The organism is Hymenobacter profundi (assembly GCF_019334315.1).
In the GTDB taxonomy this organism is placed as follows: Bacteria; Bacteroidota; Bacteroidia; order Cytophagales; family Hymenobacteraceae; genus Hymenobacter; species Hymenobacter profundi.
This window is the reverse complement of record NZ_JAHWGL010000115.1, coordinates 1-15858: the sequence shown is the minus strand read 5'-3', so window position 1 is coordinate 15858 and position 15858 is coordinate 1. Positions and strand designations below refer to the sequence as shown.

Annotated in this window: 14 protein-coding genes and 1 tRNA gene; 13 read left to right on the top strand and 2 right to left on the bottom strand. The window is 55.7% G+C overall.

What is annotated here, in order from left to right; genetic code table 11:
• The first annotated feature begins 71 nt into the window (after positions 1-71).
• Positions 72-890, top strand: a complete 819-nt coding sequence (locus KYK14_RS19115; protein ID WP_208307982.1) for an enoyl-ACP reductase FabI — start codon at positions 72-74, stop codon at positions 888-890.
• 215 nt (positions 891-1105) lie between these two features.
• A complete protein-coding gene (locus KYK14_RS19110; protein WP_219161077.1) occupies positions 1106-1609 on the top strand; it encodes a hypothetical protein in 504 nt (167 codons plus the stop codon).
• Positions 1610-1694: 85 nt separating this feature from the next.
• Here the strand turns inward: KYK14_RS19110 and KYK14_RS19105 are convergent, their stop codons facing one another.
• Positions 1695-3146 (bottom strand): phytoene desaturase family protein, encoded by a 1452-nt coding sequence (locus KYK14_RS19105; RefSeq protein ID WP_219161075.1) that lies wholly within the window; start codon positions 3144-3146, stop codon positions 1695-1697.
• A 252-nt stretch (positions 3147-3398) separates the two neighbouring features.
• On the opposite strand from KYK14_RS19105, the gene KYK14_RS19100 reads away from it, so the two are divergent.
• Genes KYK14_RS19100 through KYK14_RS19085 form a run of 4 tightly spaced genes read left to right on the top strand, consistent with a single transcriptional unit; the run spans position 3399 to position 6995 of the window.
• Entirely contained in the window at positions 3399-4181 is a 783-nt protein-coding gene (locus KYK14_RS19100; protein WP_219161073.1) for a rhamnogalacturonan acetylesterase, read from the top strand.
• 30 nt (positions 4182-4211) lie between these two features.
• Complete coding sequence (locus tag KYK14_RS19095) at positions 4212-5015, top strand: rhamnogalacturonan acetylesterase (protein WP_219161071.1); 804 nt, start codon at positions 4212-4214, stop codon at positions 5013-5015.
• Complete coding sequence (locus KYK14_RS19090) at positions 5012-5968, top strand: pectinesterase family protein (protein ID WP_219161069.1); 957 nt, start codon at positions 5012-5014, stop codon at positions 5966-5968. Before KYK14_RS19095 ends, KYK14_RS19090 begins: the two co-directional genes overlap by 4 nt.
• A 19-nt stretch (positions 5969-5987) precedes the next feature.
• Positions 5988-6995 (top strand): pectinesterase family protein, encoded by a 1008-nt coding sequence (locus tag KYK14_RS19085; protein WP_219161067.1) that lies wholly within the window; start codon positions 5988-5990, stop codon positions 6993-6995.
• Here the strand turns inward: KYK14_RS19085 and dinB are convergent.
• Positions 6978-8018, bottom strand: coding sequence for a DNA polymerase IV (gene dinB / locus KYK14_RS19080; RefSeq protein ID WP_246601941.1), 1041 nt, complete (start codon positions 8016-8018; stop codon positions 6978-6980). The two genes, KYK14_RS19085 and dinB, sit on opposite strands and share 18 nt — an antisense overlap.
• A gap of 202 nt (positions 8019-8220) precedes the next feature.
• Between dinB and KYK14_RS19075 the strand changes: the two genes are divergently transcribed.
• From KYK14_RS19075 to cphA, 7 genes are all read left to right on the top strand, one after another.
• Positions 8221-9288 (top strand): fatty acid desaturase family protein, encoded by a 1068-nt coding sequence (locus tag KYK14_RS19075; protein WP_208307988.1) that lies wholly within the window; start codon positions 8221-8223, stop codon positions 9286-9288.
• A 66-nt stretch (positions 9289-9354) separates the two neighbouring features.
• Positions 9355-9669: a hypothetical protein gene (locus KYK14_RS19070; RefSeq protein ID WP_185282787.1), complete on the top strand. Its 315-nt coding sequence runs from the start codon at positions 9355-9357 to the stop codon at positions 9667-9669.
• Between the two features lie 2 nt (positions 9670-9671).
• On the top strand, positions 9672-10073 hold the full coding sequence (locus KYK14_RS19065) for a putative toxin-antitoxin system toxin component, PIN family (protein ID WP_219161065.1): 402 nt from the start codon (positions 9672-9674) through the stop codon (positions 10071-10073).
• Between the two features lie 5 nt (positions 10074-10078).
• On the top strand, positions 10079-10519 hold the full coding sequence (locus tag KYK14_RS19060) for an SMI1/KNR4 family protein (RefSeq protein ID WP_219161063.1): 441 nt from the start codon (positions 10079-10081) through the stop codon (positions 10517-10519).
• Positions 10520-10684: 165 nt separating this feature from the next.
• Positions 10685-12727, top strand: coding sequence for a 30S ribosomal protein S1 (gene rpsA / locus KYK14_RS19055; protein ID WP_246601939.1), 2043 nt, complete (start codon positions 10685-10687; stop codon positions 12725-12727).
• 163 nt (positions 12728-12890) lie between these two features.
• Positions 12891-12961, top strand: a tRNA-Cys gene (locus KYK14_RS19050).
• Positions 12962-13156: 195 nt separating this feature from the next.
• Positions 13157-15769, top strand: coding sequence for a cyanophycin synthetase (gene cphA / locus KYK14_RS19045; RefSeq protein WP_219161061.1), 2613 nt, complete (start codon positions 13157-13159; stop codon positions 15767-15769).
• The last annotated feature ends 89 nt before the right edge of the window (positions 15770-15858 follow it).

Here is a 15858-nt window from a genome sequence, read left to right as displayed (position 1 = left end):
GCTCAGCATGACGTTCTTATTTTTTTTACCTCCTTTGTACTCTGAATCCTCATACTACCCAACTTCACCTCATGCCTAATCTACTCGCTGGCAAAGTCGGCATTATCTCCGGCGCCCTCAACGAAAAATCTATTGCCTGGAAAGTGGCCCAGAAAGCCCACGCCGAGGGCGCCCGCTTCGTGCTGACCAACGCCCCGCTGGCTATGCGCATGGGCGAAATCAACGCCTTAGCCGAGGAGTGCAATGCCCCCATTATCGCGGCCGATGCTACCTCGGTGGAAGACCTGGAAAAGTTGTTCTCGGGCGCGCAGGAGCAACTGGGCGGTAAGATTGACTTCGTGCTGCACTCCATAGGCATGTCGCCGAACATCCGCAAGGGCAAGCACTACGGCGAGCTGAACTACGACTGGTTCCAGAAAACGCTGGATATATCGGCGCTGTCGCTGCACAAGATGCTGCACGTGGCCGAGAAGCAGGATGCCCTCAACGAGTGGGGCTCGGTGGTGGCCCTGTCGTACATTGCCGCCCAGCGCGCCTTCCTCGACTACACCGATATGTCGCAGGCTAAGGCAGTGCTCGAAAGCATTGCCCGCAGCTACGGCCAGCGCCTGGGTAAGCAGAAAAAAGTGCGCGTAAATACCGTGTCGCAGTCGCCTACTAAGACGACGGCCGGCGCCGGCATCAGTGGTTTCGACGCGTTCTACGACTACGCCGACAAACTCTCGCCCCTCGGCAACGCTCCCGCCGAAGCCTGCGCCGACTACTGCATCTCGCTGTTCTCGGACCTCACGCGCTACGTGACCATGCAAAACCTCATGCACGATGGCGGCTTCAGCACCACCGGCATCTCGGAGGAAATGGTAGAAGTCCTGACGAAAGCTAGTTCGTAAGCGGTTATTATCTATATAAAAAGCCTGACCAAATGGTCAGGCTTTTTTTGTTTGTTTACGCTGTATTAGTTATTTTAGATATAACTGAGCGAGATATAATTGTATTTATTGGTTTTTGTATGATTATGGAAATTAGTAAATAGTTGAAATGTTTACAAAGAATAATATATAATTGCTATGCGTAGGTTTTTCTTCAAAATAAAAAGTTGCGTACAATGGCACAGAATGTACAAAGGATGCAGTGGCAATGGATTATAGCAATCGTTGTTTTACTATTCAAGTCAAACGTCTATGCTCAAATCCCGCCCACAAATAAATATGATACCTCCTCTTATCCTGAAGACCGAAAAGCCATTGAGGCATTAAGCAGAAAAAACGATAACACCAGGTTTAACAACGATGATTATATAGCAGTTGGCCCAGAGGGAAGGATATCGTATGGATACAGTGAATGGGAAAAAGGCTTCAAGGAAGCGGGAGCAACCTTCAAGTCAGCTAGGCCCGTTGCTGGTAGCACTGTTCTGAGAATTTATAATGGAGACGCGGCAGTAAAGAATTTTGTGCTGGATGTCGTTTTCGATACAAAAAAAGGAGATTTTCCGATAAAAGTTGTTCGGACAGAAACCTATATTAAACAAAATGGCAAATGGTATTTTGTTGCCGGACAAGGAACAAGAGTTCTGTCAAAAGAAGAATATGATGAGCATATGAAACAGTAAGTGGGGACTATTTTATATAGGATAAGGAAGAATGATTTTATATTGAATTGATCAATAAAATCTTGTTTTAACTAAAGGAGTAACCTCACCCCTCATACAACGGCGCAGCCGGCAACTGAAACACATCGTGCAACGCCTGCTTGGCGGCGTGGTAGCCGCACATGCCGTGCACGCCGCCGCCGGGAGGGGTAGCCGAGGAGCATAGGTAGAGGCCTTTGGCGGACGTGCGGTAGGGGGAGGCACGTAGGGCCGGGCGCGTGAAGAGCTGGCCGATATCCAGCACGCCGCCGTTGATGTCGCCGCCCACGTAGTTGGGGTTGTGGGCTTCCATTTGGGCCGTATCGAAGGTGTGGCGGCCGATGATCCGGTCGCGGAAGCCAGGGGCGAAGCGCTCCACTTGCTGCTCGATGGCGGCTGTCATGTCGATGCGGGAGCCGTTGGGCACATGGCAGTAGGCCCAGGCCGTGTGCTTGCCGGCCGGGGCGCGGGTAGGGTCGAAGAGGCTTTGCTGGGCCAGCAGCACAAACGGCCGCGTAACGTGGTGGCCTTGGGCCGTGGCCCGCTCGCCAGCAATAATTTCCTCGCGAGTGCCTCCCAGATGAATAGTGCCGGCTTGTCGGCACTCGGGGGCGGTGAAGGGAATAGGAGCATCCAGGGCCCAGTCTACCTTAAATACGCCCATGCCGTAGCGGTAGCGCCGCAACTGCCACTGATACACTGCGGAAAGGCTGTGACCGGCAATCTGCAACAGCTGCTTGGGCGTCACGTCGAGCAGCACGGTGCGGGCATGGGGCAACTGGTCGAGGGAGCGTACGAAGGTGCCGGTTTCCACCGTGCCGCCCAGCGCCCGGAAGTGCGCCACCAGCGCATCGGCAATGGACTGCGAGCCGCCTTGGGGTAGGGGCCAGCCGCCGCGGTGGGCCGCTATCAACAATACCAGTCCAATAGCCGAGGTAGTGAGGTTGCTGAGTGGCTGAATGGCGTGGGCGGCCATCCCGGCAAACAAGCCCCGCGCTTCTTTCTGCTGAAAATAGCTGGTGAGCACGGAGGCCGGTAGCATGGCCGGCGCGCCAAACTGCGCCATCTGGAGCGGATTTTTAGGAAAATGCAGCGGAGCCAGCACGTCGTTGGCAATGGCGGGCCAGCTAGCGACCAGCGGCTTCAGGAGCTGGCGGTAGCGCTGCTCGTCCTGGCCCAGGTGGCGTGCCGTATCGGCCAGGGAGTTGTAGACCGCGGCGGCTGTGCCGCCATCAAAGGGGTGAGCGGCGGCTACGGGCGGCGTGAGATATTTCAGGCCGTAGTGGGCCAGGGGTAGGGTCTGGAAGAAAGGCGAGCCAACAGCCAGCGGATGGATGGCTGAGCAAATGTCGTGGCGGAAACCGGGGCGCGTCAGCTCGGCCGTGCGCAGGCCACCGCCCAACTCGCTCTTGCCTTCAATCAGCAGCACCGACAACCCGGCTTGCTGGAGCGTAATGGCGGCGGCCAGGCCATTAGGACCGGAGCCAACTACTACGGCATCGTATCTGGAATCGGGCATAATGGCTCGGGTAGGGTTGTTGGCTATACGAGGGTAAGGGCAGGGCAGGCTGTTTTGCACATCCTGTGTCCCAAGTCTGAAGCCCTGGGCTAGACACCGGGACGTTGGTATGAAACCGATCCGTAGCCCCTGGGACACAGGGTGCGCTAAAATACTGCGTTTGGCAACGTTCCCGTAGAAAAAAGCGGCGTGCTGCTTGGGAAAGGTAGGGCAAACCGGTAGTATGTACCTCGTCCTACCCATCTCCCACCTATGAATCATCCGTTGTTTCGGCTCGCGGGAGCCTTGCTGCTGCTGGCGTTGCTGGCCTTTGGGCCACCCAAAAAGAACATCACCGTGTATTTGGTCGGCGACTCTACTATGTCGATCAAGGAGCGCAAGGCCTACCCCGAAACGGGTTGGGGGATGCCCTTTACGGTGTTTTTCGATGAAACCGTAACCGTGGACAACCGTGCGCAGAACGGGCGTAGCACCAAAACCTTCCTCACCGAAAACCGCTGGCAGCCCGTGGCCGCCGCGCTCAAAGAAGGCGACTACGTGTTCATTCAGTTCGGCCACAACGACGAGGTGCCGACGAAGAAGAGTTACACACCCGAAGCCGACTATCGCGCCAACTTGGTGCACTTCATCACCGAAACCCGCGCCCGCAAGGCTACGCCCGTGCTGCTCACGCCCGTAGCGCGCCGCAAGTTCGACGCAAATGGCAAGATTGAAGGCACACACGACACCTACTCGGCCCTGGTGCGGACCATTGCGCAGGAACAAAAAGTGGCATTCATTGATCTGGACCGCGAAAGTCAGGCGCTGTTGCAGCAGTTTGGGGAAGAAAACAGCAAGCTGCTATTCAACCACTTGGCGCCTAGTGAGCACCCTAATTATCCTGATGGCCGCGAAGACAACACGCACTTCTCGGAGCTGGGCGCCCGCAAAATGGCCGAGCTGGTACTGGCCGATATTCGGGGGCTGAAGCTGGAACTGGCCGACCGCATTGTGCAGCGCGAATCCAAAAAGACCGTGGATGCGCAGGCACGGTAGGGATATACAACTATAAGTAAATACAATAGCATGTCATACGTGAAAAGTATTGGGCTTTTGTTCCTGCTGGGGCTGCTTGCCTTTCGGCTGCCGCCTACCCACAGAACCACCGTCTACCTGATTGGTGATTCTACCATCGCCCAGAAAATACCACAGACTTTCCCGGAAACCGGCTGGGGCATGCCGCTGCCTACTTTCTTCGACTCGACAATTGTAGTGGCCAACCATGCCAAGAATGGCCGCAGCACGCGCACGTTTCTGGCGGAGAACCGCTGGCAGCCCATTGTAGAGGCCTTGCAGCCCGGCGACTACGTATTCATTCAATTCGGGCACAACGACGAGGCCGAAAACTACCCCGACCGCTATACCCCACCCGCCGACTACCGCAAAAACCTGCTGAAATTTGTGGCCGAAACGCGCCGCAAAGAGGCGTATCCGGTGCTGATTACGCCCGTCACGCGCCGCAAATTCACGCAGGGAAAGCAGCAGGAAACCCACGTAGCTTACTCGGCTGTTACTGAGGAGGTGGCTAAGGCGCAAAAAGTGCCGCTCATCGACCTCGACAAGATGAGCCGGGATCTGGTGCAGCAGTTTGGGGAAGAAAACAGCAAGCTGCTCTTTCTGCAACTCGCGCCCGGCGACCACCCCAACTACCCCTACGGCCGCCAGGACAACACGCACTTCTCGGAGCTGGGTGCCCGCAAAATGGCGCAACTCGTGGTGAGTGAATTGAAGACGCAGCGCATCCCACTGGCCGACCACCTGGCGCGGCCCCTACCCAAAAACGCGGTGCCACCCGCCAAAGGCCCCGATACGCAACCCACTACCCCATGAAGTACCTGATTATACTGTTTTGCCTGTGCACTGTATTGCTAACCCAACGGGCCTTTGGCTACGATTTCGTGGTGGCACAAGATGGTAGCGGACAGTTCCGCACGGTGCAGGCCGCTATTGATGCCGTGCCGGATTTCCGGAAGAAAGTCACCACTATCTTCATCAAAAAGGGCACTTACAAAGAGAAATTGGTGCTGGCAGGTACTAAAAATCTCGTCCATTTCATTGGGGAGGATGCTCGCGCTACCATCCTCACTTACGACGACTATAACCAGAAAAAGAACCGCTTTGGCGAGGATAAAGGCACCTCGGGCTCGGCCAGCATCTATGTCTTTGGTACCGATTTTTCGGCCGAAAACCTGACGTTTCAGAACTCGTCGGGGCCGGTGGGGCAGGCCGTGGCCGTGTGGGTAGCCGGCGACAAAGCCCGGTTCAAAAACTGCCGGTTTCTGGGGTTTCAGGACACGCTTTACACCTATGGCTACGGGAGTCGGCAGTACTACCAGGATTGCTACATCGAGGGTACTACCGATTTCATCTTCGGCTCCAGCACGGCGTGGTTTGAGCGGTGCGAGATTTTCTGCAAGAAAGGTGGCTCCTTCGTCACGGCTGCTTCTACCCCCGATACCACCCGCTACGGCTACGTGCTCAACCACTGCCGCCTGACTGGCAACGCCCCCGCCAACAGCTACGCCCTGGGTCGCCCGTGGCGCTCCTACGCCAAAACCGTGTACCTGCACTGCGAGCTGGGCAACTTCATTAAGCCGGAAGGCTGGGACCCGTGGGGCAAGGAGGAAAACAAGCGCACCGCCTACTACGCCGAGTACCAAAGCACCGGCCCTGGCGCCGCGCCCAAACAGCGTGTGCCGTGGGCGCACCTGCTCACCGAGCAGGAGGCCCGGCAGTACACCCTGGCTACTGTGTTGCGGGGCTGGGACCCTACCCAGGACTAAGGTTACGTTATCACTGGCTATGCATCATAAGATACTCTGCGTCGTACTTAGCTTGTTGCTGTTGCTGCGGGTAGGCGCGTGGGCGCAACACCACGCCGTAGCCCCTAGCCTAATAACGGTGGCATCGGACGGCAGCGGCACGTACCGCACCATTCAGGAAGCCGTGAATGCCGTGCCCAACCAGTCGCAGCAGCGGGTAGTAATTCACCTGAAGCCCGGCACCTACCGCGAAAAACTGGTGGTGCCTACCCTCAAAACCCATATTTCCCTACTCGGCGACGACCCCGCTACTACCATTATCACATTCGACGACCACGCGGGTAGTAACGGCATCGATACCTATTCCTCACATTCAGTGCTGATTCAGGGCAATGATTTTGAGGCCGCAAACATTACGTTTCAGAACACCGCGGGCCGTACGGCGGGGCAGGCCGTGGCGCTGCACGTAGAGGCCGACCGGTGCGTATTCCGTAACTGCCGCATCCTCGGCGACCAGGATACTTTGTTCTTAGCGGCTGGTCATACCCGGCAGTACTTCTACCGCTGCACCATTGAGGGTACTACCGATTTCATTTTTGGTGCCAGCACGGCCGTGTTTGAGGAGTGCACCATCATCAGCAAGAAAAACTCCCACATCACGGCCGCTTCCACGCCGGAAGGACAGCCCTACGGCTTCGTTTTTCTGCATTGCCGGTTACTGGCCGATTCTACGCTGGCAACCAATGTGTCGCTGGGGCGACCGTGGCGGCCCCATGCCCGTGTGGCCTACCTCTACACAGAAATGGGCCGGCACATTCGCCCGGCAGGCTGGGACAACTGGAAAAATCCGGACAACGAAAAAACGGCCTCCTACCTCGAGTACCGTAGCACTGGGCCCGGTGCTCAGCCGCAGCAGCGTGTGGTGTGGGCGCACCAGCTCTCCGCTAAAGAAGCGAAGCGCTACACCGTAAAGCAAGTTTTAACAGGCCCGGATAAATGGCAGCCGGGCAAGGTCGCGCCTACGTTTTCACTACAACCCCAATCCTAGCTGCCGCCCTACCATATCGGCCTCCGTCTCCAGCCCCGACAACGAAACGCCCAACAGGCGCACACCTTTGGGTAGGGGTAGGAGAGCCGTTAGCAGCTCGTGGCTGATGCGGGTCACCGTGGCCACGTCGGTCAGGGGGGTAGGGAAGCTGCGGGAGCGGGTAATCTGCTGAAAATCGGCGTATTTCACTTTCAGCGTGACGGTGCGGCCGCGCAGGCCGGTTCGCTCGCAATGCGTCCACACCTTTTCCAGGCAGGGTTGCAGGTGCCCAGTGAGGTCGGGTAGGGCAGTGAGGTCGCGGGCGAACGTGGTTTCGGCGCCGATGGATTTACGCACCCGGTCGGCCACCACGGGGCGATGGTCCTGGGCTCGCGCAATAGCAAAGTAGTGCGAGCCTGCCTTGCCGAAGTGCTGCCGCAGAAACGCCTCCGACTGCTGGCGCAAATCCCAACCCGTACGAATACCCAGCTGCTCCATGCGCGCCGCCGTCACGCGCCCGATGCCGTGAAACTGCCCTACTGCCAGTTGCTCCACAAACGCCAGCCCCTCGTGCGGCCGAATGACGAACTGCCCGTTGGGCTTGCGGTAATCGGACGCCAGCTTCGCTAAGAACTTGTTGTAGGAAATGCCCGCTGAGGCCGTCAACTGCGTTTGCGCCAAGATTTTCGCCCGTATTTCCTCCGCAATGCGTGTGGCCGAGGGTAGGTTATAGCGGTTCTGAGTCACATCGAGGTAGGCCTCATCCAGTGAAAGCGGCTCAATCAGCTCTGTGTAATCAGCAAAAATGGCGTGAATCTGTCGCGATACGCCTTTATACACCTCAAAGCGCGGCGGCACAAACAGCAGCTCCGGGCACAGGCGCCGGGCCGTGGTGGCGGGCATGGCCGAGCGTACGCCAAACTTCCGGGCTTCGTAGCTGGCCGCGGCCACCACGCCCCGCTCGCGGGCGCCGCCTACTGCTAGTGGTCGGCCGCGCAATTCAGGGTTATCACGCTGCTCCACCGACGCGTAGAAAGCGTCCATGTCGAGGTGAATAATCTTGCGGGTTTCGGGCTCCAGTGAGTTCGTCGTCAGCACCCAGCAAAGATACGGCGGGTAGGGGAGAGGAACTATCGGCGTACGATGCAGGTTGGGCGGGTAGGGTACGCAATTTTGCACGACAGTCACCTGCTGTCCCCTCAACAGGAAGAGGTATCTTTGCTTTCCTGTTTATCCCATTTTCTTCATGCACGCACCCAAATTCGCGGCTTCGCGCTCTTTTCATCAGGAGCTGAAGCGTCGCACCAACGCCTACTTTGCCGAGGCTGGCAAAGCCACCACAGGTGGCAACTCCTTGTTTATCAAAGCCCTGATTTTGACTACCGCTTTTGTGGCAGTCTACGTGCATCTGGTTTTCCTGACGCCGCCTACCTGGCTGGCCGTTGCAGAGTGCTTGCTGCTGGGTGCAATTGGCGCCGCTATCGGCTTCAACGTGATGCATGATGGCGCCCACGGCTCATTCAGTAAAAAGCGCTGGGTGAATCAGTTTGCCGCGTTTACGCTGAATGTAATGGGCGGCAACAGCTTTATGTGGAATATGAAGCACAACCTCATCCACCACATGTACACCAACATCGACGGCGTGGACGATGACCTGGATGCGCAGCCCTGGTTACGCCTTAGCCCCGGCCAACCACGCCGTAGCCTGCACCGATTCCAGCACCTGTACTTCTGGTTTTTCTACGCCCTGCTGTTCATCGCCTGGATTTTCTATATGGATTACCAGAAGTATTTCCGGGGCAAAATTGGGGAGATGCCCATCAAGAAGATGAACGCGTCGGACCAGGGTGTTTTCTGGGGCTTCAAAGCGTTACATCTGGGGCTGTTTGTGGCCCTCCCTATTTATATGGTAGGGTTTGTAAGCTGGCTGGTAGGGTTCCTGCTCTTTATGGCCGTAGCCGGCTTCACCCTCAGCATCGTGTTTCAACTGGCTCACACCGTGGAGCACGCCGAATTTCCAGTGCCGCACGCTACCACCAACAAACTGGAAGACGAGTGGGCCATTCATCAGATTAAGACTACGGCCAACTTCGCTACTGATAACAAGCTACTTAGCTGGCTGGTTGGTGGCCTCAACTTTCAGGTAGAGCACCACTTGTTCCCTACCATTTCCCATGTGCACTACCCAGCCCTCAACAAGATTATCCGGCAGGTGTGCGAGGAGTTTGGCATCACGTATAATGAGTATCCAAAAATGCGCTACGCCGTAGCCTCGCACGTGGCACATTTGCGCGAGTTGGGTAGGCGGGCATAGCCATCCACTGATTTTGTATATTTGGAGAGTTGCGGTATTTGCCGCAACTCTCTTTTATTTCTAGCTATGAAGACTGTCGTTTTGCATGTGCAACTTCCTGACTCAGTTGAACTTACTGAGCAGCAATTACAAGCGTTGCTATTGGAAAAACTTTCTGAACGTGACTCACCCGCTAAGGCTGACAGTAACGATGCTGCTTCGGAAGCAGTACAGGTACCCGCAAAAGATGCAGCGGATATCCGCCATTTGATTGGGTTGTATTATGCGGAAAAAGCCACCGCTGCTATGGATGCACTATGGGAAGAAAACGGCTGGACAGCCGAAACGATGCAACAATGGCTGCGTGAAAAGATGCGTTCTTCCAGTCGTAAAGCTTCATGAAGGTGGTACTCGATACCAATGTGTTGTTGGTATCTATAAGCCGTCGGTCCATTTATCGACCCATAATAGAAGCGCTACAGCAGCAACACTACGAATTATTAGTAACGAGCAGTATTTTGCTTGAATATGAAGAGATAATAGGGTTGCGTAGTAGTCCAGAAGTGGCCTCCAACTTTCTCAATGCCCTGCAAAATTTTAGCAACGTCCGCGAAGTCATTCCTCATTATCGGTTCCAATTAATCCCGACTGATCAGGACGACGAAAAGTTTGCTGATTGCGCGGTAACTGGACAAGCAGATTATTTAGTTACCGAGGATTCGCATTTTAAAGCACTTATCAAGATTAAGTTTCCTGCTGTGCGGGTACTATCAGCGCAGGAGTTTTTATCGCTATTACCTAACTGACTGCAATGGTAGAAAAGACCTTTGAGGAACTGATAACAGAGCCGGAGTTCAAGGTAGGAGCAACGCAAGAGGAACAAGCCCGCCTCAAAGCAAAGATGGACTTTGATTACCCACCCAGTTATCTAGAATTCCTAGCGAGGCATAATGGTGGTGGCGGTTGGTTGGGCAGAGGGTGGTTTTCGCTCTACTCCGTTGCAGATGCACTCGATATAAACGCGTTGTGGGTGAAGGATGCAGATTACGAAGAGCATTTTATCAACTATTATTGGCTAATCGGCTCTAATGGTAGTCTTTTCACTTATGCCATCGAAAAGGAGACAGGACATTTTGTTGAGTTGGATGTCTTTGATGACGAGTATGCGGTGTATCTGGGAAAAAGCTTTCAGGAGTTTCTTAACTTCCTGCATAAGTTATCATTCGAGCGGTATGATGAAGACGAGGACTAGGTGCGCAAATGCGAGGTAATGTCCTGTTTTACTTGCGCGTAACTTTCCGTATCTTTGCGCCCCCGCCAGGGTGGTGGGCCGGCGCTTTGGCGCTGTGTATCAAGCAAAAACGCGATTCGGAGGCGGGCCCTGCGCCGAACGTGTATAGGAGGGCCACTAGCTAATATGGCAGAAGTAGTAGACAACTTCGACTGGGATAATGTTGGAGCCAGCGGCTTCGGCGGTAACTATTCCGCAGAGGAGCGCACCCGGATGGAGGAAATGTACAGCGACACGCTGACGACCGTCCAGGAAGAAGAAGTAGTACGTGGCGTAGTGGTAGGCATCACCGACCGCGACGTTATCCTGAACATTGGCTTCAAGTCCGACGGACTGGTGCCCGTGTCGGAATTCCGTGACCTGCCCGACCTGAAGCCCGGCGACGAGGTGGAAGTATTCATCGAGGAGCAGGAAAACGCCAACGGCCAGCTGATCCTGTCGCGCAAGAAGGCGAAGATCAAGCAGGCTTGGAAAGCCATTTACGATGCCCTGGAGAATGATACCATTCTGGAAGGCGTAGTAAAGCGTCGTACCAAAGGTGGTCTGATCATGGACCTGGACGGCGTAGAAGCCTTCCTACCCGGCTCGCAAATTGACGTGAAGCCTATCCGTGACTTCGACATCTATGTAGGTCGTCGCATGGAAGTGAAAGTAGTGAAAATCAACGCTGCTTTCGACAACGTGGTAGTTTCGCACAAAGTCCTGATCGAGAAAGACCTCGAGAAGCAGCGCGAAGCCATCCTCAACAACCTGGAGAAAGGCCAGATCCTGGAGGGCGTTATCAAGAACATGACCAACTTCGGTGTGTTCATCGACCTCGGTGGCGTAGACGGTCTGCTGCACATCACTGACATCTCGTGGGGCCGCATTGCACATCCTTCGGAAGTGCTGCAACTCGACCAGAAGTTGAACGTGGTAGTACTGGACTTCGACGAAGCCAAGAAGCGTATTTCACTGGGCTTGAAGCAGCTGACCCCGCACCCATGGGATTCGCTGCCCGAGGACATGGGCGTAGGCTCGAAAGTGAAGGGCCGCATCGTGAACGTAGCCGACTACGGTGCATTCATGGAAATTATCCCTGGCGTAGAAGGCCTGATCCATGTTTCAGAAATGAGCTGGAGCCAGCACCTGCGCAACCCGCAGGACTTCATCAAGCAGGGCGACGTGGTAGAAGCGCAGATTCTGACGCTGGACCGCGAAGACCGCAAGATGAGCCTGGGTATCAAGCAGCTGAGCGAAGACCCATGGACTCGTGGCGACTTCGGTACGAAGTACGCCGTGGGCACCAAGCACAACGGCCTGGTGCGTAACCTGACCAACTTCGGTCTGTTTGTAGAACTGGAAGAAGGTGTAGACGGCCTCGTGCACGTGTCGGACCTGTCATGGACCAAGAAGATCAAGCACCCATCCGAAATGGTGAAGGTGGGCGACCGTCTGGACGTGCTGGTTCTGGAGTTGGATGTGTCTAACCGTCGCTTGGCCCTGGGCCACAAGCAGCTGGAGGAAAACCCCTGGGATACGTTCCAGACGGTATTCACCCCTGGTTCGGTACACCGCGCTACCATCACCGAGAAGAACGACCGTGGTGCCGTGCTGGAGTTGCCTTACGGCATCGAAGGATTCGCTTACCCCAAGTCGTTGCAGAAAGAAGATGGCTCGCAGGCTGAGAACGGCGAATCGCTGGACTTCCGCGTGGTAGAATTCTCGAAGGACGACCGTCGCATTGTTCTCTCGCACACCGCTGTGTACAACCAGTCGGTAGAAGAGGAGAGCCGTGCTTCTAAGTTCAAGAAGAAGACGCCAACTACGGCTGGTGGTGCTTCGACTTCGAATGCTGCCGACGTGAAGAAGGCAACTGCACAGCCCGCTGAGAAATCAACGCTGGGTGACCTGGACGCACTGAGCGCCCTGCGTGACCGGATGATGGGCTCGGAGCGTGAGGCTGGTGAGCAGAAGTTGCAGTCGCAAGCCGGCAAAAAGGCTACCCCTGCTGCCGAGGCTCCTGCCGAAGCTGAAGCTCCCGCTGAAGAAGAGGGCCTGATTGCCCGCGTAACCAAAGCCGCTTCCGACGCCATCGACACCGTAACGCACGCTGCCGAAGACGTAGTAGACCGCGCCAAGCACCTGCTTGACTCGGACGATGAAGCCAACAAAGAAGACAAAGCGTAAGCTGACCTTCTAAGTTGGAAACAAGAAGCCCCGGAGCAATCCGGGGCTTTTTTGTGCGTAATAAAACCTGCTATGATACAGAAGTTTAGTGAATAAAGACAAGAAAAGAAGTGCTTCTATTTGGCAAAAGTCAATTATTGGCGTATGTTTGCGCTCCCAATCCGGTGACGTGACCGAGTGGCTAGGTAGAGGTCTGCAAAACCTCCTACGGCGGTTCGAATCCGCCCGTCACCTCTTCCTGTTTTGCTTGCTTGCCCCGGTCGATTAGCCCCGACCGGGGCTTTTTGCGTTTTACTACCTAAGTAGATAGAAGATAAAGCCGGGCAATTATTCCGGCAAAACCAGCTGTAAGCCCGACATTATCCCTACCTTCTGGCCTTGTCTTGCGTATAGTGCGGGCATACTCCGTTTTTCACCCACGCTTATCGTATGAAGATTGTCGACCTGCGCACCATGCGCGGCCCTAGCTATTGGTCTGTTAAACACACTCGCCTGATTGTCATGAAAGTTGACTTTGGGGAGTTGGCCGGCACCTGGTCGAATAGCGTGTCTGAGTTACCAGAACAACTAGCGGATCTGTTCCCGAACCTGGGTATGCCCAATCCGCACCATTCTGCCGAGGCTATCAAGCATCCGCCCCTCACCCGCGACCAGCTAGCTGATGGTGAGCCGTTGGCTTATGTACTGCAACACATGGCACTGGCCTTGCAGCGCCAGGCCGGCATGCCGGTGTATTGGGGCAAGTCCTACCCCGCGCACGAAGCAGGGATGGAGATAGTGGTGTTTGCTTACCGCGAAGAGCGCGCTGGCCGCCAAGCCGCTGAATACGCAGTGGAACTACTAGACGCCCTCTGCAAAGGCCAATCGGTGGATCTGAAGCCCATGCTGGCGGAGCTGCACGACATTCGGGAAGAAGAATACTTCGGTCCCAGCACGCAGAGTATTGTGTCGGAAGCGGCTTCGCGCAATATTCCTTATATCCAGCTGGAGAACAGCAACATTATTCAGCTGGGTTACGGCGTGAACCAGAAGCGCATCTGGGCCACTACCACTACCTATACCTGCAATGCGGGTGTAGAAATTGCGGGCAACAAAAACCGCACGAAAGCCATGCTCAAGAACGCGGGCGTGCCCGTGCCCCGCGGTACCACTGTGTACTCGGAAGAGGGTCTGCGGGATGCTATTGACGAGTTGGGCTTTCCCATTGTGACTAAGCCGCTGGATGGCAACCACGGCAAAGGCGCCACCATCAAGATTCAGAACTGGGAAGATGCCGTGGTGGGCCTGAAAGCAGCGCAGGAATACTCTCGCGCCGTGATTGTGGAACAATATATTGAGGGTGCCGACTTTCGATTGCTGGTAGTGAACGGTAAGCTGGTAGCTGCGGCCAAACGCACGCCCGCCGCCGTAACGGGCAACGGCATGCACACCATTCAGGAATTGATTGATCAAGTCAACACCGACCCCCGCCGCGGCATTGGCCACGAGAAAGTCCTGACGGCTATTAAAGCCGATAAGCACACGCTGGATATCCTGGCGGCGCAGCAGCTGACACTGGATTCGGTACTGCTGGCTGGCCAGACAATTTACCTCAAAAGCACAGCCAACATCAGCACCGGTGGCACGGCTACCGATGTGACTGATTTGGTAGACCCCTACAACGTGCTGCTGGCCGAGCGTGTGGCCGGCACCATCGGCCTTGATATTTGCGGTATCGACCTGCTCACCGACGATATTGCGGTGCCGCTCAACGAAACTCGCGGCGCCGTAATTGAGGTGAATGCCGCGCCCGGCTTTCGGATGCACATTTCACCCACCGAAGGATTGCCGCGCAACGTGGCAGCGCCTGTGGTGGATATGCTGTTTCCTCCCGGTGTGCCTACCCGCATCCCCATCATTGCCGTGACGGGCACCAACGGCAAGACCACTACCACGCGTCTGATTGCCCATATGGTGGCCTCTAAAGGGTACAAGGTAGGCTTCACCACGACGGACGGGATTTACATCCAAGGCGTGCAGTTGCAAAAAGGCGACTGCACTGGTGGTCAAAGCGCCGAGTTTGTGCTGCGGGACCCCACCGTGAACTATGCAGTGCTGGAAACCGCCCGCGGCGGCATGTTGCGTTCTGGCCTGGGCTTCCACTCCTGCGATATTGCCGTTGTCACCAACGTAGCCGCCGACCACTTGGGCCTGCGCGATATTTACACCGTGGAGGAGATGGCTGCTGTGAAAGGCGTGCTACCCCGCACCGTGCGCAAAAACGGTTGGGCCGTGCTGAATGCCGACGACGATTTGGTGTACCAGATGGGCCACAAGCTCGACTGCCGTGTGGCCTACTTCAGTATGGATGAGAACAACCCGCGCATTCTGGAGCACGTGGAGGACGGCGGCGTGGCGGCGGTGTACGAGGAAGGCTACATCACCATCTACAAAAACAGCTACAAGCTGCGCATCGACCGGGCCGTGGAGTTTCCGGTGACGTTTGGGGGTAGAGCTGGCTTCAACATTGAGAATAGCCTGGCGGCGGCGCTAGCCGGTTACCTGGCCGGGTTTGATAAGGACGATATCAAAACGGCGTTGCGCACGTTTGTGCCTTCGGCCAGCAAAACGCCGGGCCGCATGAACGTGTTTAAGTACCCGCAGTTTGAGGTGATTGTGGACTACGCCCACAACACAGCAGGTATCACCAAGTTTGCTGATTTTCTGAATGCTACCGAGGCCACGCATAAGGTAGGCATCGTGTCGGGGCTGGGCGACCGGCGGGAAGAGGATACGTTGGGCTTCGCACGCATAGCCGGGCAGATTTTCGACGAAGTAATCCTGCGCCAAGACCGTGACTTACGCGGTAAAACTGCTGAGGAGCTACGTGAGCTAATGACCAGCGGGCTGCAACTAGACAAGCCCGAGATTCCCATCACCTACATCGAAAACGAGCTGGACGCCATCGACCACGCCCTCTACACTGCCCGCCCTGGCTCTGTGGTGTGCATCTTCACCGAAAACATCAGCGCCACCATCAAAAAGCTGGAGAACCATCAATAAGGATGAAGTTCGTCTGAACCACGAATTCGCTCGGATTTTTCGGATTACGCGAATTTTATGGGCGATTTACATTGTACCAAAAAACAAAA